Here is a 20,394-nt window from a genome sequence, read left to right as displayed (position 1 = left end):
CCTCCCTACCACAGGCTGACATCGGAGTTTCGCTTTGCAATGCGGTTTGTAGCCCAGAGCAAAGCAAAATTGATTATTGCGCTTAACAGCCCGACTGCGGTCGAGTAACTCAAACTTGCTTCCCTCAGACCTCGTCGATACACATAGGAAGCGATAACATCTGCAGTATCATAGGTCAGCGGGTTATACAAAAGGATGATTTTCTCATAACCGGATGCCATCAGGCCGCCGATGGCGAAGATAAACAGGATGACAATCACCGGACTGATCTGGGGCAAGGTGATATGCCACATCTTTTTGATTCTTCCCACCCCATCAATGTCGGCAGCCTCGTATAGAGCAGGATCAATCGAACTCATGGCTGCCAGATAAATAATGCTCTCCCAGCCGATGCTCTGCCAAATGCCCGAAAAGGTATATATCGGGCGGAACATGGACGAGTAACCAAGCAGCGAACTGTATTCCTTGCCTGTAATAAACTGCAGAATCTGTGTAATGATGCCTTCGTCCGCAGTGAAGATATGAATCATGCCGCATACCACGACGAGTGAAATGAAGTGAGGCATGTAAGTTACCGTCTGAACCACTTTTTTGAACCTGCTGTTACGTGCTTCATTCAGCATCAACGCCAGGATGATCGGTGCGGTGAAGCCAAAAACGATTCCCCATAGATTTAACAAAAGCGTATTCTTAACAACTCTCCAGAAATAAGGTCCCTGAAAAAATTCAATGAAATGCTTCAGTCCAACCCATTCACTGTCTGCGAACCCAAGCAGCGGCTTGAAGTCTTTGAATGCAATAAGCACACCCCACATCGGTCCGTAACAGAAGACGAGAAACCAGGCGATTACCGGGATCGCCAGCAAATAGGCAAACCAGTTCTTTTTGAAATCTTTTTTAATGACATGACTGGTATTTTTGCGTTTGGGGGTCATCATTCCACTCTGCAATTCCCTATTTTTTCGTAAAGTCAGCAACTCATAAGCACCTCGTTTCTAACTCCTCACCATTCAGAATTTACTGACTACCTTTGGTTGTACCGATCCAGTGCAGCCTGATGGATGCTGAGGAATTCTTTCAATCCCATCTTTTCCGCATCGCTCAGGAACTTGTCATAGGCATCCACCGGGAGTTCCCCCATAATAATTTTGGCAAAGTACTCTCCCCGAAGTGTTGACAATTGATTCCCGAGCTCTGCCTCTCGTGAAGCCTCTTCCTGAGTAAACGTAATTGGAGGCATGGCCATGCTGGTGTCCATTTTTTCCGTCCACTCCTTCCGGATGTCACCGGAATAACTTCCTTTCGCAACAATCAATGGATTGGAATTGTGCTCGTCACGAATGGATGGCCAGGAATGCATGCGGTACTTCAACAACGTTGTCGCCACAGGCTGACCTTCCGGGTCTTTGTAAATGTAGCTGTCTTCATGGAAATAGGGTTTGCCATTTTTATCGATCAGGTGTACCGTTCCGTATTCACCATAGTTGAGAATTTCCCAGCCTTTTTTGCTGTAGTTAAAATCAAGCCAGGCCATTGCTGCTTCGACATCTTCACATTGGGTTGTAATCGCTGCGGTGGTTCCAGTTCGCTTGAAGTTTTTGTATGTGGTTGCGGACTGGTCCCCTTTATTCAGAACAGGGTTAAGTGCTCCGACAAAATCGATGTCGTTCTGCTGTTTCCAGTAACTAAACATGGTATCCGGAGAGTCCATCATGATTGCCGTCTTGTCCGAGATGGCGCTTGCCATTCTCTGGTTGAAGTCAGCGGTTGCCCAATCCCGATTAAGCAAACCCTCCTTATTCCATTGCTGCATGGTAGTCAGGTATTCCTTGGCCTTCGGCTGAGCCGGTCCCCAAGCCACTTTGCCGTTCTCATCCAGGAAGGTCCAGTCCCATACGCCATATGCACCATTAATAATTCCCGTAAAGATCTGACCATACGAAGAGCCGTAATTCAGTGGTTCGGTATATCCGACTTCTTTGCTCTTTTTCAGGAAGTTATGCCATTCGTTAATGGTTGTCGGAACTTCCAATCCCGTCTTATCCAAGGCTTCCTTTTTGATCAGAGTGCCAAACCAGGTCCATTCGGAGTAAGGTGCGATTCCGTAAAAACCAAGCAGTTTCCCGCTATCCGTAACCGTTGTTTTGCGTCTCGTTTCATCGGAGTTCCGCCATGCCGAATAGTTGGGCGCATTCGTTTCCATAAGTTCGGTAAGATCCAGATATGCCCCGTCATTCAGTCCGGCCTCAAGGCCGCCCGGATAACGCTCAGGATTGATAATAATATCGGGAAGCTCGCCGGAAGAGATCATGAGGGTAAATGCATCTGCCTCCTGCCCAACGGGCGGTGTGATGAAATTAACCTTGATGCCGGTTAGTTCTTCTACCTGCTTTTGCACCGCATGATTGTTCATGTCGGGAATTTCTGCAATAGCTGGCATCCAGACGTCCAACGTGACATCTTTCTCGTAGGGATACGCCGAGTAGTCATTAGGGATGGTCTCATCGAAGAAATCGCCCAGATAGGTGTCATTCAACGTCTGATTGACCTCTTCTTGCTGCTCTTGCGTTGGCGTTTCGTTGCCGCGGATGTTTTGGCTAATATCCGTAAAAGTGACTTCTTTCCGTACCTTGGCGACCTCTTCCTTTTGACCAGCCTCATCGGTTTCATTTTTGCTGCTGCAAGCCGCAGTCCCCAGCACAAGCACAGACACCATGAAGATGCCAAAAAACCGTTTAGTGAATTTAGCCATGTTCATCCCCCCGCTTCAAATTCGAGAAGCACTCTTCCCCTCTGTCTGATCCATCGGCTGATTTGTTATTTTCTGTATTTCAATCAAAAGTATAGTTTCATAATTATTGTATGTCAACGCTTACAATTTAATTTATTGTAATAAATTACACTCAATACTTTATCCACTCAGTTATTCATAATATAGATGTTAATCGATAAATATTTGTATAACTACCTATATATAAGGGTTTATCTCAACTAAATCGTTTGTTCCGAAGCTACACTTCACACATCCCCTCTTTTCTCTGTCCAATTTAATTACGGAATTATTGTAACTAAAAGCCTATCTATACATTAGCTCTGTCTCCTTCGACGTTACTCTCCGGATGGTCTCTGAAGGCCATGGTAATCACTGACCGGCACCCCAAAATCAGGTGTACCATTCGTGTTCCATTGAAATCGCTGGATGCGTGTTGCCCTTAAACTGGTGTCAGCCCCCGGAGCGTGAAGCCCATGGTAGACAATCCAGTCCTCCAAGCCGTCCGGGGACATTGTAAAACTGTTGTGCCCTGTGGCATATACGCCGTTTTCCGGGCATTTGCGGAATACCGGCTGCGGGGACTTATTCCATGATGAAGCTTGCATCGGATCGCTCTGTTCATTCATGGTCAACATACCCAAAGCGTAGTCCTCGGACCAGGTTGTGCTTGCAGAATATATCAAAAAGATTCGTCCATTTCGGTGGAGCGTCACGGGTCCCTCGTTGATCGCCATACCGCCTTTCTTTTCCCAGGCTAGGGTTGGTGCAGAGAGAAGCACATGATCTCCGGCCACGGTGGATGGGTCAGACATTCGCATAATATATATGGCCGATCCATAATCGGGAAAATGTCCATAGCCTGCATATAGAAAATAAAGCTGGTCGTTAAGCTTCATCACGGTACCATCCAAACCGGGCACTGGTGTATCCAGTGCTCCTTTCCAGACCCATTCCCCTGCAAAGGGATCCGCGCTTTCATTTTCCAGTACACAGATTCGCCGGGTATCATCTCCACCTCCATCATTGGCCGTGTAGTATACGTACCATCTTTCATTCAGGAAATGAATCTCAGGTGCCCACAAATGATGGCTGTAAGGACCGCCAGGCTCGGGTGACCAGATGATTGTACGGTCTCCTTCCCCGATTTCCGTTAGTCGGACCGATCGAACGAGCTCTACCTGATCTGAACGTGTTCGCATGAAGTAATAATAGCCATCCGTATGTCTGTAAACCCAAGGGTCGGCAGATTGAGCTGCCACAGGATTGTGAAAGGTTCTTTTGTCAGACATTGCTTCTACTCCTCTCAAGTCGTTCTGTCTTCTATTATCTGGCAGGGTTGGTTCACACACAATTATGAAACCGCTTCAAAGTGATCTCAAAAAAAGACAACCTTCAATCGATTTCGTCGGTCGAAAAAAAACCGCCCATGGGCGGTTATGTGATGGATTATTCAATTCGTGTTATGCATCCGCCATTCCAGCGGCGTTACACCGGTAAATTTGACAAAATAATCATAAAATCTGCTGGAGGAGGTAAATCCCACTTGTGATGAAATTATCTCGATCGCTTTATTGGTTTGCTGCAGCAATCGTTTTGCTTCCATTAAGCGAAGGTTAATGATGTATTGTTTCGGGGAAACACCTACAGCTTCCGTAAATTTTTTGCGCAGATTACTTTCAGACAAAAAGTGGCGGGATGCGAGCTCGCTGACCGTGATCGGGGTATGGTAAGAGGAATGAATGTCTTTCAGCACTTCCTGAATGATAACTTGACCGGTCGCATTAGCCGGGTAAGGCGATTCCAATGCATGACTTCGCTGAAACAATAGCAGTGTTGTCTCCATTGCGAGACACATGAGTTGATGTGAAACAGAATCATGCCCGGCAGATCCCCACTCCTTTTCCAACTGGGATAAACTGATGTTTGCCCAAGCCAATTGGTCATCGGAAAGATGAGTGCTATAGATTCGATCCAGCCCGCGTCCAGGCCCATGGAAGAGATAACGGCAATGCACAGGCAGCTGATCATGATAAAAATGGACCGAAATTCCCTGCCATGACTCTGTGCACACATAACCGTGATGAAGCTCTGGAGGAATGAGTACCAGGTCACCTGCTGACACTTTAATGTTTTGTTCAGGAGAACTATAGTACCCTTCTCCTTCCAGGATCAACGTCAATTCGTCATATGCATGTGAATGTGACATGAAGTAGCCTTCACCATGCTCCAGTTTAAGCGCATGGGGCTTGAAGCGCTCAATGCTGACGATAAACGGCATGTCCTTATTTTCCATCTTTGCCAACCTCGACGTCCGGATTCAGCGAGTACTTCACACGCATCACAATATGCTGCCCATGATCACCGAACTGACTTCCGAACAGATTCATCCCCCCATGGTGTTGGGCATCCGGGTCAACGCCAATACGCAGGCGTACTTTGGGTTTGTCGCCCAAATCCAGATCATACAATGAAATATCCGAGATTTTCTCCATATCCAATGTAGTCCTGGCTTGATCTACAAGCCAAGTCTTGAGGATTCCATACTGCGTGGAACCGTCATACCACCAATCCGGGTTCAATTTGCCACGCCTGTCGCCGAGATCTCCTGGGCTTGTCCACATTCCGATCTTGATGCCGTTCACCCAAACGGAAATATCCGAAGGCCAATCATTGTTATAGGTAGGCACTTCAGAACACATTTCCATCGATACTTCCAAAGATTCAATCGTTGCGCCAAACGGAATATCCATGGGCAGCAAATATTCCAGGTACCCTTCTCTCAACCAGATAATTTGAGCCTCTACATGCTCGGGATGAAAAAAGCTTGCCGGATCATCCTCTTTCAGAATCATGCTCTCTGCGCTGGCCATCCCACACGTTGGCGTCACCTCACAGTCACTGTAATGACCGATAGGCATCTGGACCTCATATATATTCGTGGCACGCTTGGAAGCTGGCCTCATCTGATCCAAAACAATATGTATATCATCATAATTGCGACTGCACAATTTCATGGCTCCCCGGGATGCGGGAAGCATCTCTGTGTGTATTAAATTGGCGGCTTCAAGCACTTTGATATGATTGGCCACTGTTGAAATGGGGAGATTCAGCGCCTCGGCAATTTCAATAATATTTAACTTGCTCACTTGTAACAGCTGGAGAATGTCAATCCGGGAACGGGTTGACAGGGCATGGGTAACACTTACCAGTTTTTCCGGGTCATTGAAACTGAGTTCCAGCACGTATCCGCTCTCCTTTGGGAACATATAAATTAAAATAATTTTACTGAATAACAGGAGCAAACACAATCAAATCTCCTGCTCTATCCCATAACGGAATGGTTGCCCTATTCAGTGACCAAGACAGCTTTGCGATCATATGTGCTGTCATTCCCCTGCTTAAGCAAAAAATCTGCCAGATTGGCACGTGACAGCTTCAGCTTGCGGGATGGGTCCTGGTGAATCTCTGCTTCATGCACATACTTTCCATTATAATCACCCATGGTGAGCACAGGCGGTTGAACCAAAATCCAATTGAGCTTGCTTTGGGTGACAAGCGCATCTTTGTCCCGGTGATCGCGAAGCAAATTGGTCATGATGTTGGGAATCACGTATTTATATAAGAAACCGAGTTTACCGGCCTCTCGATGAGCACCAATAAACGACACATGGATCAGCTTACCTGCGTCGCTTTTCTCCATCGCCTGAATGATGTTCTTCAAGGCATCGATTAGAATCATATCCCTTTTGAACATGCTCTTCGCACCAAGAACAGAATAGACTGCATCAACTTTTTCTTTTTTTAAGACAGTATCGATATCGATATAGCGGTTAACTTCTCCTTGCTCAACTTTTAAGTTTGGATGAGAAATGCCAAGTTTGGTTGGGTTCCTGACGAATGCGGTTACAGTATGCCCCTCACTTAGCGCACGCCGCAGCAGTTCACTCCCTGTTCTTCCGGTCGCTCCAAATATAATGATATTCATAGGTTCCACTCAACTCTCTATTTATTTTCACTACATCAATCCCTTATATGAATACGAGCGAATCAGAGAAAACTGTTTGGCCAGAAAGTGTGGTGCATAAGGCATGTCATTGCGAAGCCAGGCAACAATGGTACCAATCAGGGCCGAGGAGCTGTACCAAATCGCAATCTCCTTGTGGATGCCTGCCTGGGCAAAAATGCTCTCAATCTCCAATCGCTCGATTTTTTCGGTCACGAGTCTCGTTAATAACTTCATAAGCCGTTCTGTGAAAATGGGGGTTCGCTTGGAAGCGAGAACGACACGATAGAATTTGGGATGCTCGGCAAAATGCTCAAGCACTTTCACGAGAACCGGCCAAGCCTCCTCTGTTTCAGGGTTGTCGAACCGGTGATATTCATCAACAATCCGTTCAATATGTTCATTCATCTCATCCGCCATCTTCTCCATCATATCTGTAATATCACGATAATGAAGATAGAAGGTCACACGGTTGATGGTGGCACGTTCAGCAATCCGGTTCACCGTTAATTTCTCGATATCCACTTCCTGCAGCAAATCTACAAAAGCATCACGTATTAATTGCCTAGTACGGAGTATTCGCGGATCGATAGCGGACTTGTTATCGTTTTTCATGCTCATGCACTCCTTCAATTTTAGAAAATTACAATTTTAAATAATGAGTCGTTTATTTTCGTAATAAACTACATATTTTATAGTTTTGTAAAATAAGCAACAGATATTCCCCAAAGTGTAAATTGTATTTTGCGGGAATATGTATATAATTCAATAGATACAATGTAAACTATACAACACGTTGTAAATTTAGTCACGTGTAGATTGAAAGGATGGAATGGATTGAGTCAGGCTAGATTATATGATGAGAAAAACATCAAAAAGGGTCCCATACTGTTTGTCATGATTTTGGGTGCGTTTCTTGCCACATTGAATCAAACCCTAATGAGTGTTGCCACGCCGGAGTTGATGATCGATTTTAATATCACCGCTGCAACGGCACAATGGTTTACGACCGGCTACATGCTGGTGAATGGAGTACTTATTCCCATTACAGCGTATTTCATGCAGCGCTTTTCAACAAGGCAGCTCTTTCAGGCTTCCATGCTCATTTTCCTGATTGGTACGATTGTATCAGCACTTGCCACCAACTTCGGTACACTGCTCACAGGTCGTATGATTCAGGCTGCAGGGGCTGGTATTATTATGCCGCTGTTGATGCATGTCATTTTGACATTGTTCTCCCCTGAAAAACGAGGAGCCGCCATGGGTATGGTCGGTTTCGCGGTCATTTTCGCCCCGGCGATCGGACCTACCCTTGCTGGATATGTTCTGGAGAACTATTCGTGGCAAACGATGTTTTACGGAATGATCCCATTGACAGTCATTGTTATCGGATGTGCGTTTGTATATCTGAAAAATGTATCGGAGCGCATAGATACGAAGTTCGATACGCTTAGTGTAGCATTATCAACAATTGGATTTGGCGCATTATTGTATGGCTTCAGCCGTGCGGGAAGTCTGGGATGGTCCAGTGCTGAAGTACTCATTTGCCTCGCGGCAGGCATTATCGCTCTGGCCTTGTTCACATGGCGCCAGCTTGTTTCTGCAAGTCCACTGCTCGACCTTCGTGCGTTCAAGTACAATATGTTCTCCTTGACCACGATCATTAATATTGCGATTACGATGATCATGTATGCAGATATGATGCTGCTGCCTCTGTACCTTCAAAATGCACGTGGTTACACTGCACTGGAGTCCGGTCTATTGCTGCTTCCAGGCGCTCTTGTCATGGGATTCCTGATGCCGGTAACTGGACGTTTGTTTGACCGCTTTGGAGCAAAGTGGCTCGCCATTATTGGTATGGTTATTACGATCGTAACGACGATTGGCTTTATCGATCTCACGGATTCGACCAGCTACACTTATCTGGTTCTGATGTCCACGGGCCGCCGAATCGGGATGGCTCTGCTCATGATGCCGATTCAAACGGCAGGCCTGAATCAGCTGCCACCAAGACTCGGTCCGCATGGTACAGCAATCTCCAATACAGTAAGACAAGTCGCTGGTGCTGTTGGTACTTCATTGCTCGTAAGTGTAATGACCAGTCGTACAACAACGCATGTGCAGGATATGATTGCAAGCGGAGCAGCAAGCGGCTTATCTCAGAAGCAATTGGCGATGGAGTCCATGATCCAGGGAATCAACGATGCTTACGTGGTTATTATCGGTATTGCAGTCGTTGGTCTCGCACTCTCCTTCTTCATTAAACGTACCAAGCAGGCAGCTGAGGAAGAAGTCAAAATGCCTGTCAGACAGAACGTTTCCATGAATTCGAATTAATTCGTTAGTTATATAAAAAGCGGCAGACAGGACATGAAGATCGTCCTGATCTGCCGCTTTTCTATATGTTTTATTGCTGTGGGTTTCCCTATTCGATGATCGTGAGAGGTAAGTGTGTCAAGGACTGTCCTGGCGCAGAAGTCGAAAGATTATGCTCCAGCTCAAAGGAATCAACCGCTTCAACCCGGGCAACCCTTTCCACAAAAGCCGTTAGTACTAGTGTGAGTTCCATCCTTGCCAGCGGTGCCCCCAGACAAAAGTGCGGACCGTTACCAAAGGTAAGGTGTTTCTTATTGTTGAGACGGTGAATATCGATTTTAAACGGGTTTTCAAACATCCGCTCGTCCATATTTGCTGCACTCATCCAGGAGATGACCACATCCCCTTTTTTCAAATCGACACCAAGCAATTGGTTGTCCTTCTTGACGGTTCGATGCCTTTTCGCATTATGGAATCGGTACCGAAGCATTTCTTCTACGGCAAGCGGAACCAGTTCTGGATTCTCTCTTAGCTGACCATATAAATCTCCTTCATCATACAAAAAAGAATAAAACGTGCTCGAAACCATATGGCTCGTAGTTTCAATGCCGGCACCGAGCAGAAGCATCGTTGTTCGTACAACTTCATCTTCCGTGAATTTCTCTCCCTCAACGTCGACATTCAACAAATCGGTAATGATATCATCCCCGGGATTTGTCCGTTTGTTAACTACGAGTGGATATAGAAATTGATAGTACTCCTGGGCTGCTGCCTGTTTTTTCAATTCGATTTCTTCTGCGTTCTCCAGAGTGGCAGGTTGGAACAGGATATCTACCCAGCTTTTAAACCGATGGCTGTCCGTGAGCGGGATCCCCAGCAAATCCGCCATGACCATGGCAGGCAGTGGAGCAGCAAGCTTTTCAACGATATCAATCGTTGTATTGAATTCCAGGTCTGCCACCAGCTGCTTCGCAATGTTGCGAATTCGGGGTTCCCAATTTTTTAGACTACGAGGGGTAAAAGCAGCGGATAACAATGAACGGCTTTTTTGATGTCTTGGCGGGTCTATGCTTGAAATGTTTAATTTGTCCGGAGGTGTGCCTTCCTTGTTCTTCGCCCCTACAGCTATGGTGGTTCGGGTTCCCTCAGCTGAAAAATATTCATGATTGCTTAGGACCTGTTTGACATCATCATACCTGAACACGTTCCAGGTGTCGGTATCTTCATGATAATGCACAGGATTTTCGGACAACATTTTCTGATACCACTCCATGGGGAAAAACTCTTTGGACTTGGACTGGAATCTGGTTATATCCTCAACTCGAATCACTTCTTTGTACATGTGGATGCTACCTCCCAGAATAGTTTCATGTTTGGTTGCTGTAGATTAAAGGGTTTTGGTACATGAATTGACAGTTCAGCACCTTATTAAATTTTATACGAATCGTATAATTTTTGATATAAACCTTTTGAACCAAATTAAAAACCCTCTTTTTATAAGAGGGTTTTATGTATACGATTCGTACATTTTACATTTCCATTTGCTGTTCAGCATTTTCGATCGGTCCATTCAGCTCAATAAACCACCAGCATGCCTGGGCGATCTTATTTGCCTGCAACTGTGCGGGTCCGGATACAAAAGCAGCCTGAAAAGCGGATAACGTAATCTTCAGCATCGACATATTGAGCGTATCTTCCCGGAACAAGGACCATAGTCCCTGGCTTAATTCTTTCGCCTGAATGGACCCTCGCGAGTTCTGAACAGAATGGTTGAACTTTTCCAGCTCGGCCAGCAGGTAGGTTTTATCCGGTACAGTCCGCTTTAAACCAGGATCGATGACAGCCAGACTCGCGGCATCAATGATATGTTCTTGTTTATTCACCATGGCTCGCAGCAACACTTCAATATAGTTCAGAACTTTTGGTACAAGAGACTTCCAGTTAGGTTGATTCAAGTGAAAGTTCCTCCACGTATTCGATATCTGGTGAACCATGCCAAAGCAAAAAATGGCTCCTTCACACGCATATGGTTTAACCTCTTCACCAAATAACTGAACAAGCCGTCCAGAAAGCCAGTTTAACTGAATTCGTGTAAGATGTTCGACATCAAATTCTCCGGAATAGAAGCCTGTCCAGAACAACTCGACAACTCGCTGTTTGTCTGGCGATATCATCGGAACCACGATCTGGTCCACCAGCAAATCAAACTCAGAAGCATAACCCTGCATTTCCAAATCTTGGCGAATCATCATATCTTCCTGAATCCGCTGCTCGAGAATGGCCAGAATACAATCATCCTTGGAACTGAAAAATTTATAAAATGTACCTTTCGATACGCCTGAATGATCGAGGATCATTTGAATCGTTGTATTGGCCACACCATTTTTGTCGAAAAGCATAAGTGCTGTGTCCAGAAGCTGTTGTTTGCGTTTATTCATAAGGACCTCTCAATCTGCCAGCTTTTCCAATTCATCCTGCAGTTGAACAAGCCGGGTGCGGATCGTTACCATTCGAGTCTGTACTTCGGCTAATTGATGCACCAGATTTTGCTCCTTCGCAGCGTCCCTGAACGAATTCGCATGATCCATTAAGGATGATCTTAGCTGAGTCAGTTCGGATTCGTAACTTATACGATCCCCATCCGCTTGTTTCAATTCTTCCTCTACAGCACCGATCTGGTACTCCAGATAAGCTATATCTGATGCGCTCGCTTGCGTTAGTCGCTGTGAATACGTCATGCTTCACCTCATATTCGATTCATTATCATTCGTCCATTGCTTTGGCAACATTATAAGGAAGGATATCGATATCCAGCTCCTGATTGAGAGCGAGCTTCGCCAACTGACTGCCAATAAAAGGGCCCATGGTTAATCCCGAAGCACCAAGCCCATTGGCTGTGATCAGTCCCGTCCATCCCGGAACAGCCCCCATTACCGGAAGAAAGCCTGGCGTAAACGGCCGGAAGCCAACCCTTACTTCCTGAAAAGTGCTATCCGCCAAATCCGGTGCCAACTCCAACCCTTTATTCAGGATCTCCTGCATTCCACCTGGCGTTATTCGAGTATCATAACCTTCGATCTCATTTTCATGAGTTGCGCCTATAACGATCTTGTGTTGGTCAAAAGCCAATAGATATTGGTCAGAAGGAGGCATAACGACTGGCCAGCTGCCCGTATCGTTCTGCTCCGGGACCTGTAAATGCATAATTTGTGCTTTTTGGAAATGAACCTTAAAATGAATGCCCAATGGTTTCAGAATTGAGTTGGCCCACGCGCCGGCACATACAATAACTTCGTCAGCCAGGAAGCTTTCTGTTGCGACAGTCACTCCTGTTACACGGCAGGAATCAAATTGAAGCTTGGCATCGCCATGTACCAGGACAGCTCCATTTCGCCGGGCCGATCGTATCAAGGCATCACGCAGGGCACGGCCATCTATGCGGGCTGCGCCGCTAATGTAAACGGAATGATAACGCTCGTCCAACAATGGAAACCGCTCATGCGTTTCCTCTACGTTAAGCCGTATTATATCCCCAACTTCCGGTGCATCCGCTCTACGGTGATGAGCGCGCTCCTCCATCTTTCCGATTTTCTCTATATCCGGATGAATACTCAGGGCCCCCACTCGGGCATATCCGGTTTCCGTTTCTCCCTCACGTTTGAGTTCTTCAATCAATTCAGGGTAGAAGCGAGCACCCGCCTTCGCAAGCTGGTACCAATCCTGATTACGCCGCTGCGACAACCATGGGCAGATAATACCCGCCGCAGCATCCGTAGCCTGTCCTATATCGTTGCGGTCCACAATGATAACTTCAGCACCCCGTTTTGCTAACTGATAGGCTGTCGATGCCCCCAGTATTCCTGATCCTACTACGATGACTTTCTTCATGCTTGCATTCCTTTCCTCCATCACGATATCCATTATAGCGTATACTGTTTCGCATCATATTAGCAAGGCAAACGTCCCTTGCGATATCTCTTGCTAAAAGGTTTTCGCATTTGGCATGTTTCCGACAGCACTATTTAAAATAATGTTATTTATGTAATATAATTCAAATTAGGTTTCTTTTAACGCTGTATCCGCGCCACTTACGTACACGATCCTTTAACGAAAAGAGGAATAACACGACGATGCCGAAACCTAGCATGGAGAATCCGCTGGATGCCGATATGCCACTCATGATTACAGGGCAGATCCAGATGAATGCAGATGAATTCATGCATTGGAGCGACCATTCACGGGATTACACCATTGTGCAATGCATCGGAGGAACTGGGCGAATCGCAGCCAAAAATCATGAATTCTCAATCCGTGAAGGAACCGCTCTTATTATGTTTCCTGAAGTTACCTATCGTTATCACAATCTCAGTGATTCATTATTGTTCGATTGTCTGACGTTCAATGGCTATTTATTGCCCCGCTTCCTCCATACCTTGCAGATCGGGGAGCTGCGCGCCTTCAAGCCGGATGGAATGCTTCATATCCTGCTGCATGAAATAACACTGGCGCTGCAGTCCCGGCACAAGGATCAGATCTGGCACGTATCCGCATTACTCTACATGCTTCTGGTCAGATTGACGATTGAAGGAGAACGTTATGGTGCTTACGAACGCACCGATGCCCGATTAAAGATGGCCGGACTCGTTACTTTTATCAAACAAAATTATCATGAGGATATCTCGCTCTCCATGTTGGCTCAGCAGATGGACGTTACCGAACAGCACTTGAACCGGATATTCAAAAAAGAATTCCAAATGACACCGCTCGAATATCTGACACGTTATCGGCTGCTGAAAGCGAAGGAAATGCTCATCCAGGATGAAGCCACCACTGCCCATGACATCGCCAAAGCTGTCGGGTTCAATAGTGCCAGTTACTTTGGTTCCGTCTTCAAGAAATACGAAGGAGTCTCTCCCATCGAGTTACGCAAGCAATATCTAAGTTAGAGGATCTCCATATTTATCTCGGCCAGCGAGGATAACCGCAGATCATGCATCTTGAACTCCAGATCGCGTGTTACCTCGTTCGGCACAATAACACAGCGAATCCCCGCTGCCTTGGCTGCCTTCAGTCCGTTTGGCGAATCTTCGAAAACAACAGCCTCAGATGCTTCAACTCCGAGACTGTTCAGAGCCAAAAGGTACAGCTCGGGATCCGGTTTAACCCGCTTCACGTCCTCTGCCGTATGAATGACAGCAAATTGTTCGAATATGCCCAGCTTGTGCAGGTAACCATGAACCCAATCGCGCGTGGAGCTGGAAGCAACAGCAAGCTGAATCCCCTTTTCCCTGGCCGACTGGAGCAATTCACGCACTCCTGGAAGTATGGCGGCCTGCCCCAGGTATGATGTATATTTCTGTTCGGATAACAACTTGATATATTCATGGTCAATCGGTTTTTGCAGGGCTTGTTCTAGATATATAAAAGGATGAAATTCTTCAAAATCAGTCCCTACATTTTTGGACCACAGCTCCAGCCCCAGTTCAAGCCCGTGTTCCTTGTAAATATCGCGAAAGGCATAGTACCACGGAGTCTCCGTGTCCAAAATTAATCCATCAAAATCCAAAATAAAGGCTTTTACCATGAAGTTATTCTCCCTCCAATGATCGGCAGGGGACGGCTCAGAAACGGGCAGTCAAGTCCGGTCTCGTAACCTCCAAGGACAGGAAACGACAGGTACATCCTGTTCCGGTTGGTGACTGTGCAACGACTCCAGCCTGGATATCCCCCTGAATCGGCATGCCGAAGTACCGAATTAGTTTCCACTCACCCCCATCGGGTGAATAAAAAAATGAAATGCAGTCGTCTACTTTGCGGATACGGAGATATGGATCAGGTACGGGGACTTCAACCGAGTTGCAATCGTCAGAAGAGCCGTCCCGCGTGACCACAGACACAATGGTAGCTGCCTTTCCATCATATTCAAAACAAAGCTTGCACCAGTTGCGATCATCTGCCATAACCATCAGACATCCGGAATCATACTGATTTTTCATGTCCACCGTTAATTGGGTTGTCAGTTCGAAATCACTCTGCACAAGCATGGACAGAAAGGGTGCGGATGCACGGATGTTTTTGCCCGCAGGGTCCTGGAAAAAGTCTGTATCTGCCTGAGCCTCCACAGTAAGAACCCCCTGTTCTGAGTAAGACCAGATTTCCGGTTCATTCATCCAGTTCATTTGGCTCCGTGTTTCTGTTGAAAATACGTTCGTCATCTCTTAACCTCCCAAGTTCGTTTTCTGTATTACATATTCTTCCTATATACAGAAAACCCCTTCTCCTACATATTTTTGTAAGATTCGATCACTTGGGAGTGTTTCTGCGGGTCAGGCAGGAATAACATAATGACCATCAGAACGATGTACAGTGCAAGAATGACGCTGAACAAAAGCACCGGATGATGATGGTACAGCAGACCTGTAAGGTAACCCGAAGGAATCGCCGTCAGTGTCATGACTGTCTGTACCGCTGAAAACATATCGGCTTTTTCATGTGTACCCAGCCTGTTCATCAGAAGGGTATCCCGGTACGTTTGCAGGATGAAATTGCCGGCTGCAAGCACAATCAGTGTCAGAAACAGCATCGCTATATTTCCGGCAGGAATCAACAGAAACAGCACTGCACCGACTGTACTCAGGACGATGGAAAATCCAACATACTTCTCCTCTGATCGCTGCTTCAGTCGGGGAATAATGACCAGATACAGCAGCATGACCGTTAATGCAGTCACAACCGGGATAAACGAGATCACACGATCATCGAACTTTAACTGCTCCTTGAAAAATATCACCTGAAAGAAATTCAGCTGCAGGATCAGATTCGAAAGTACTGTAATCAATATAATCGGGAACAGTCTTCGCTTGTAGAATGATCTCCCGAACAGCCGCAAACTGGAGGCAAGGCTCTGGATTACCCTCGTTTGGCTGTGCATCCCCATCAGCTCTTTCCCAACCTCGGTTTCATCGGTGTATCGGTTACGAATGAAAAACATGGCCGTCATGAGAATTCCGCCGATAAAATAAATACTGGCCAGTGTAGGCACAATGCCGAAATCAGCAATCACGACTCCGGCAATCGGTGTCAGTACACCCGCCGCTGTGATGATCATATTCAGAATTCCGAATACCTTGGACCGTTTGTGTTCCTCCACATCCTCAATGATTAGACAATTGAAGGAGACCGTTACAAATTTGGACGTGGCATTCAGCAAGTAGGCGATCAGGAACAGCCAGAAATTCTGTGAAAACGCCCAGATGAACATCGGAATACTCCAGGCAATCAGATCAAAAATGAGTGTGGTTCGCTTGCGACCCAGCTTGTTCGTAATTGAACCGGCAAATAACTGAAATATAAAGGCAAAATAAAGATTTACCGAATTGATTAAACCGATTTCGATGTCCGAAAGTCCGGCTTCCTTCATATATAAAGGAGCATAAAACAGGACAATCGTGCCCGGGATGGCCCACACCGGTTCGAGTAAAATGGAATACCGCGGATTTCTCGGCAAATCCTGAAGCAGCTTCAATCCATATCCCCCTCTTTCTGCGGATCTTGCCGCTGCGAATGGTTACCTGTCGCAGCGGCGATACCACAAGCGCCTATACGCCTATAAGATTAAAGCTGTTTTAACCGAATTCATGGGCAGTGGTTCACCAGTCCGCAGATGATATCCCACTGTACCGTTGAACGCTTCTTCATAATCACTCAGGAATTCCTTGGCTGTAACCATTTGTTCCAGTTCCGGGATGCTTTGTGCAAATTTCAGTGCTGTGCTGATCATCGAGTGATTAGCCACCGCACCTATGATACTAATTCCGTCATTAATTACGTGTGTCGACTTGAACGTCACTTCATAGCTGTCGTCATAGCCCATAGGAATGATTCTGCCGCCTTTGGCAATCAGCTCAAATCCCACATGAAGCTGGTTTCCGACAGCATCCACCACGATATCAAATTTTTTATTGTTATTGATCTCGTATACTTTATCCAGCGTCAGTTCCTGAGGATAGAAAACATGGTCGGCAATGCCTACAGCAAACTCTTTGCGGTATGGATCGACTTCTGTTCCTACCGTAAGCCGTGCTAATCGTTTACTCACAAGCTGACATAGCGAACCAATGGCACCGGAACCCAGGACGAGGACAGAATCACTTGGCTTGACTCCTGCTTTCATAAACGTCTGTAGAACACAACCGAGCGGTTCAATCATCATGGCTGTCTCCCAGCTCATGGAATCCGGAATGGGATAGACATACTTCTCATCTCCGACATAATATTCTGCAAATGTGCCATGGGTGGTCATGCCTACTTGGTAGTCATCGAAGTTTTCGCAATAGATGAATAACCCTTCACGGCAATACGAGCAGGTTCCACAGGATTGGGTTGGGTCAATCAAAACCCGGTCCCCTACCTTGAATCCACGGACCTCAGAACCCACCTCCACGACAGTACCTACGCCTTCATGACCGATAATCGTCCCTTTGTTCGCCGGAACTTTACCTTTGACAATATTCAGATCCGTACCGCAGATGCCTGAGCCATAAATTTTGATTTTGACCTGGTTTGGCTTTTGAATGTCCGGCTGTTCAACATCCAGCAGCGCCACCTGTTTGTGATCCTGATATACGAGTGCTTTCATGGAATACTCCTCCTTGTCATTTCCCTGATAGGGACTAGGCTTTAAACGTTTTCGAAATTTTTATTGCGAAAGGTGCTCCTGTTTACGCAGCTCTTTCCAGTCCGATAGTGTCTGCAGGAGTGCTTCTTCCACCCACAGCAATTCCTCCCGGGTATGTGCATCCGAGAAAATGAAGTATCCCTTGGTGAAAATGCCGAAGTGCGCCATTTTTTTCACGATAAACTCACGGAATGGGTCGGTCTGGAAGTTTTCCTCCGTAATCGAGTGAATGTAGAAGCTCGCATACGTCCCTTTCAACGCCAATTGGTCGGTTAGTCCAAGAAGTATGAGTTCTGCCTCAATCAGATCCATGATCCGGATGGTAGCATCCCGCCAGCTTGGCCATACCTTCGCACTTTTCATCAATCGCTCACATGCGATCGCTGCAGCAAGCGCAGTAGTCTCGCTGGAATGAGCATTGCTGAACCTGACCTGTCCCGATAAAGACATCAAATGCTGCGGTCCCATCACAGCTGCAAGGGGCAATCCGTTCGCCATGCCTTTGGAAATACAGAGCAGATCAGGCCAGATGTCATACTCTCCTGCTGTAGCCTGCTTGCCCATTCGAATGCCTGAAGTAACCTCATCAAATATCACGATGATATCGAGTGATCGGCACAAGGAGACGACCTGCGCCAACGGCTCGCGCTTCCATTCATTCGGACACAGGACAATGCAGGCGATATCCTCGGGAGAAGCGGTAATCTGTGCCTCGATTCGTTCCGGTGTTGGCTTGTCCACCCAGATCGTTGTACGCTCAATATCGACCGGAATGCCTCTCTCTTTTGTTTCGCGACCATAGTAACCATAGGCAGACCAGTCATGCCACCCATGATAGGCAGTCGATATCACCTTGCTTTTGCCGCTGCCCGCACGAGCAAGACGTACTGCTCCACTGACTGCATCGGCGCCACTTTTCGTGAATCGCAGTGAAGGGTAACGTCCACCAAACCGCTGCAGGATCAGGTCAGCACATTCCAGTTCGATGTCAGCAGGAATGGAATAACTTGTCCCTTTTTTCAGCTGATGGATAATAGTTAGTTGAATTTCATGCCTTGCGTGTCCCCATGGTGCCGTACCCATGGCCATCTCGCAATCGAGCCATTCATTTCCATCGATATCGATAAAACGGGAATTGCGTGCTTCGGCACAGCATACGGGCGTGTGACCCGGAAATAATCGTTCAGGTGCCTTGGCTAATGTACTGCATCCGCTCGGAATTACCTTTTCGACATGTTCCAACCACTCCAGATTCCGGGTAAATCTAACGGCACGGTCCAGCGTGCTCTCTTTTGATTTCACTTATAGTTCCTCCCCGTATGCTTGGTTTTTATCTTTAGCGAACTTTGGTTCCAGGCCAGCAGCCATCATATATGCGATCCATCGTAATCACATTGCCATACAAATCGATGATCAGATCCTTAGCCCGATGTGCATGTCTCATCTCGATCCAATAGCGGTTTTCCAGCAAACGGGCGAAATTATCCACCAAAAACAATAATCGGTTCTCACTATGGATCAATTCCTTACCCAGTACCTGCGGCAGCCAGATGGCTCCGTTCGAATTAAAACGGTTGGAATAATCTCGTACCTCTGCAACAGGTGCTATATCAGCTTCCTCAAGCTTGGTCCAGAACGTATCTGCATCACTTCGTACCTCAGCAAGATCAATACCGACGATCGGCAGATGTTGATCATTATCCTGGCTCTCCAGCTGTGACTTCAGATGACTGAAAACGAACGGCCATACATCAGCCTCGATTTCACTGCCCCACTTTTTCCAGAAACGTGCCAGATTGTTTTTGCGGTTGAAGTTTCGATGAATGCCGCTGCTTCGTTCCCAGTGATACGCACGAATATTCGGATTAATGACCGTATCGTAACCAGCAGCCCGTGCCCGCATCTGATAATCAAAATCCTCGTATCCATTAAAGAACTTCTCATCGAGGGTACCAATCGTCTCGTAAACCTCCCTCTTCATGCCGAACATCGCGAATACAACCAGTTGAACCGAGAAGGTCTCTTTGGGAATGTCTTCTGGAGATGCATTCAGGAAGAGATGACGTCCGATCGTGTCCGCAAAAGCAATGCCGCAGTGCTGCACGCCTCCCGTTTGCGGATAGAGCAGCACACCACCAATCATGCCGATGGTAATATCGCTGTCCAGCGTCTCTCTCATCATCGATTGCCAATCCGGCTGCAGAATGGTGTCGGAATCCAGGAAGAAAATATAATCTCCCTCAGCTCGCCGTAGTGCACTGTTAATGGACACCGCGCAGCCGAGCGGAAAATCATGCTGCAGAATCTCGATGGTTACCCCTTCTCTGACTTCCTGCTTCAGTTTCTCCAGATGCTGATAGACTGCTGAGCCGGAACCATCGTTGATAAAAATAATCTGTGTTGATGGACTCACCGTCCGAAGCAGTGAATCGGTGAACAGGTTCAAAATGTTATAGTCCTGGTTGACTGGCACAATAATGGTGTAAAGCATGGAATCCCTCCCGTTGGATATGATGAAATGCGATTTAATCCTTTTGGATCTGTGAAAAATGTCCGGATATCCACCTCCTTGTCCCGAATTTACTGTCTTAATTTGGTAATGTTTTGGATCTACTAGAAATTTAT

General features: G+C 46.6%; 19 protein-coding genes. 2 read left to right on the top strand and 17 right to left on the bottom strand.

Annotated elements, in window-relative coordinates:
- Positions 1-5: 5 nt before the first annotated feature.
- The 7 genes from HP552_RS16355 to HP552_RS16325 all read right to left on the bottom strand — a co-directional run bounded on the left by HP552_RS16355 (position 6) and on the right by HP552_RS16325 (position 7,391).
- Positions 6-977: an ABC transporter permease gene (locus HP552_RS16355; protein WP_376768963.1), complete on the bottom strand. Its 972-nt coding sequence runs from the start codon at positions 975-977 to the stop codon at positions 6-8.
- Between the two features lie 47 nt (positions 978-1,024).
- On the bottom strand, positions 1,025-2,752 hold the full coding sequence (locus tag HP552_RS16350; RefSeq protein WP_175396494.1) for an extracellular solute-binding protein: 1,728 nt from the start codon (positions 2,750-2,752) through the stop codon (positions 1,025-1,027).
- Between the two features lie 356 nt (positions 2,753-3,108).
- Positions 3,109-4,062, bottom strand: coding sequence for a glycoside hydrolase family 43 protein (locus HP552_RS16345; RefSeq protein WP_175396493.1), 954 nt, complete (start codon positions 4,060-4,062; stop codon positions 3,109-3,111).
- A 161-nt stretch (positions 4,063-4,223) separates the two neighbouring features.
- Positions 4,224-5,066: an AraC family transcriptional regulator gene (locus HP552_RS16340; RefSeq protein ID WP_175396492.1), complete on the bottom strand. Its 843-nt coding sequence runs from the start codon at positions 5,064-5,066 to the stop codon at positions 4,224-4,226.
- Positions 5,056-6,015, bottom strand: coding sequence for an ArsR/SmtB family transcription factor (locus tag HP552_RS16335; protein WP_175396491.1), 960 nt, complete (start codon positions 6,013-6,015; stop codon positions 5,056-5,058). The genes HP552_RS16340 and HP552_RS16335 overlap by 11 nt, the downstream gene beginning before the upstream one ends.
- Before the next feature lie 104 nt (positions 6,016-6,119).
- A complete protein-coding gene (locus HP552_RS16330; protein ID WP_175396490.1) occupies positions 6,120-6,758 on the bottom strand; it encodes an NAD(P)-dependent oxidoreductase in 639 nt (212 codons plus the stop codon).
- A gap of 30 nt (positions 6,759-6,788) precedes the next feature.
- Positions 6,789-7,391: a TetR/AcrR family transcriptional regulator gene (locus HP552_RS16325; protein WP_175396489.1), complete on the bottom strand. Its 603-nt coding sequence runs from the start codon at positions 7,389-7,391 to the stop codon at positions 6,789-6,791.
- 282 nt (positions 7,392-7,673) lie between these two features.
- Between HP552_RS16325 and HP552_RS16320 the strand changes: the two genes are divergently transcribed.
- Positions 7,674-9,113: a DHA2 family efflux MFS transporter permease subunit gene (locus tag HP552_RS16320; RefSeq protein WP_175396594.1), complete on the top strand. Its 1,440-nt coding sequence runs from the start codon at positions 7,674-7,676 to the stop codon at positions 9,111-9,113.
- 88 nt (positions 9,114-9,201) lie between these two features.
- On the opposite strand, the gene HP552_RS16315 is transcribed toward HP552_RS16320, so the two are convergent.
- From HP552_RS16315 to HP552_RS16300, 4 genes are all read right to left on the bottom strand, one after another.
- Complete coding sequence (locus tag HP552_RS16315) at positions 9,202-10,434, bottom strand: cytochrome P450 (RefSeq protein ID WP_175396488.1); 1,233 nt, start codon at positions 10,432-10,434, stop codon at positions 9,202-9,204.
- 187 nt (positions 10,435-10,621) lie between these two features.
- Entirely contained in the window at positions 10,622-11,530 is a 909-nt protein-coding gene (locus HP552_RS16310) for a TetR/AcrR family transcriptional regulator (RefSeq protein WP_175396487.1), read from the bottom strand.
- Positions 11,531-11,539: 9 nt separating this feature from the next.
- Positions 11,540-11,830: a hypothetical protein gene (locus HP552_RS16305; RefSeq protein ID WP_175396486.1), complete on the bottom strand. Its 291-nt coding sequence runs from the start codon at positions 11,828-11,830 to the stop codon at positions 11,540-11,542.
- A 25-nt stretch (positions 11,831-11,855) separates the two neighbouring features.
- Positions 11,856-12,980 (bottom strand): NAD(P)/FAD-dependent oxidoreductase, encoded by a 1,125-nt coding sequence (locus HP552_RS16300; protein ID WP_175396485.1) that lies wholly within the window; start codon positions 12,978-12,980, stop codon positions 11,856-11,858.
- A 242-nt stretch (positions 12,981-13,222) separates the two neighbouring features.
- Here HP552_RS16300 and HP552_RS16295 point away from each other — a divergent pair, with 242 nt between their 5' ends.
- Positions 13,223-14,038, top strand: coding sequence for an AraC family transcriptional regulator (locus tag HP552_RS16295; RefSeq protein ID WP_175396484.1), 816 nt, complete (start codon positions 13,223-13,225; stop codon positions 14,036-14,038).
- Here the strand turns inward: HP552_RS16295 and HP552_RS16290 are convergent.
- The 6 genes from HP552_RS16290 to HP552_RS16265 form a co-directional block, all read right to left on the bottom strand.
- Positions 14,035-14,676 carry an HAD family hydrolase gene (locus HP552_RS16290; protein ID WP_175396483.1) on the bottom strand — a complete coding sequence of 214 codons (642 nt, stop codon included), beginning with the start codon at positions 14,674-14,676 and terminating at the stop codon, positions 14,035-14,037. The two genes, HP552_RS16295 and HP552_RS16290, sit on opposite strands and share 4 nt — an antisense overlap.
- 37 nt (positions 14,677-14,713) lie before the next feature.
- Positions 14,714-15,307: a DUF1349 domain-containing protein gene (locus tag HP552_RS16285; protein ID WP_175396482.1), complete on the bottom strand. Its 594-nt coding sequence runs from the start codon at positions 15,305-15,307 to the stop codon at positions 14,714-14,716.
- Positions 15,308-15,372: 65 nt separating this feature from the next.
- A complete protein-coding gene (locus tag HP552_RS16280) occupies positions 15,373-16,617 on the bottom strand; it encodes an MFS transporter (protein ID WP_175396481.1) in 1,245 nt (414 codons plus the stop codon).
- A gap of 81 nt (positions 16,618-16,698) precedes the next feature.
- Positions 16,699-17,730: a zinc-dependent alcohol dehydrogenase gene (locus tag HP552_RS16275; RefSeq protein ID WP_175396480.1), complete on the bottom strand. Its 1,032-nt coding sequence runs from the start codon at positions 17,728-17,730 to the stop codon at positions 16,699-16,701.
- A gap of 60 nt (positions 17,731-17,790) precedes the next feature.
- Positions 17,791-19,071: an aminotransferase class III-fold pyridoxal phosphate-dependent enzyme gene (locus HP552_RS16270; protein ID WP_217506454.1), complete on the bottom strand. Its 1,281-nt coding sequence runs from the start codon at positions 19,069-19,071 to the stop codon at positions 17,791-17,793.
- A gap of 34 nt (positions 19,072-19,105) precedes the next feature.
- Positions 19,106-20,260, bottom strand: coding sequence for a glycosyltransferase family 2 protein (locus tag HP552_RS16265; RefSeq protein WP_175396479.1), 1,155 nt, complete (start codon positions 20,258-20,260; stop codon positions 19,106-19,108).
- Between the last annotated feature and the right edge of the window lie 134 nt (positions 20,261-20,394).

The organism is Paenibacillus xylanilyticus (assembly GCF_013359935.1).
GTDB classification, from domain to species: domain Bacteria; phylum Bacillota; class Bacilli; order Paenibacillales; family Paenibacillaceae; genus Paenibacillus; species Paenibacillus xylanilyticus.
Note: the sequence above shows the minus strand (reverse complement) of the source record. Positions and strands in the feature narration are given on the sequence as shown.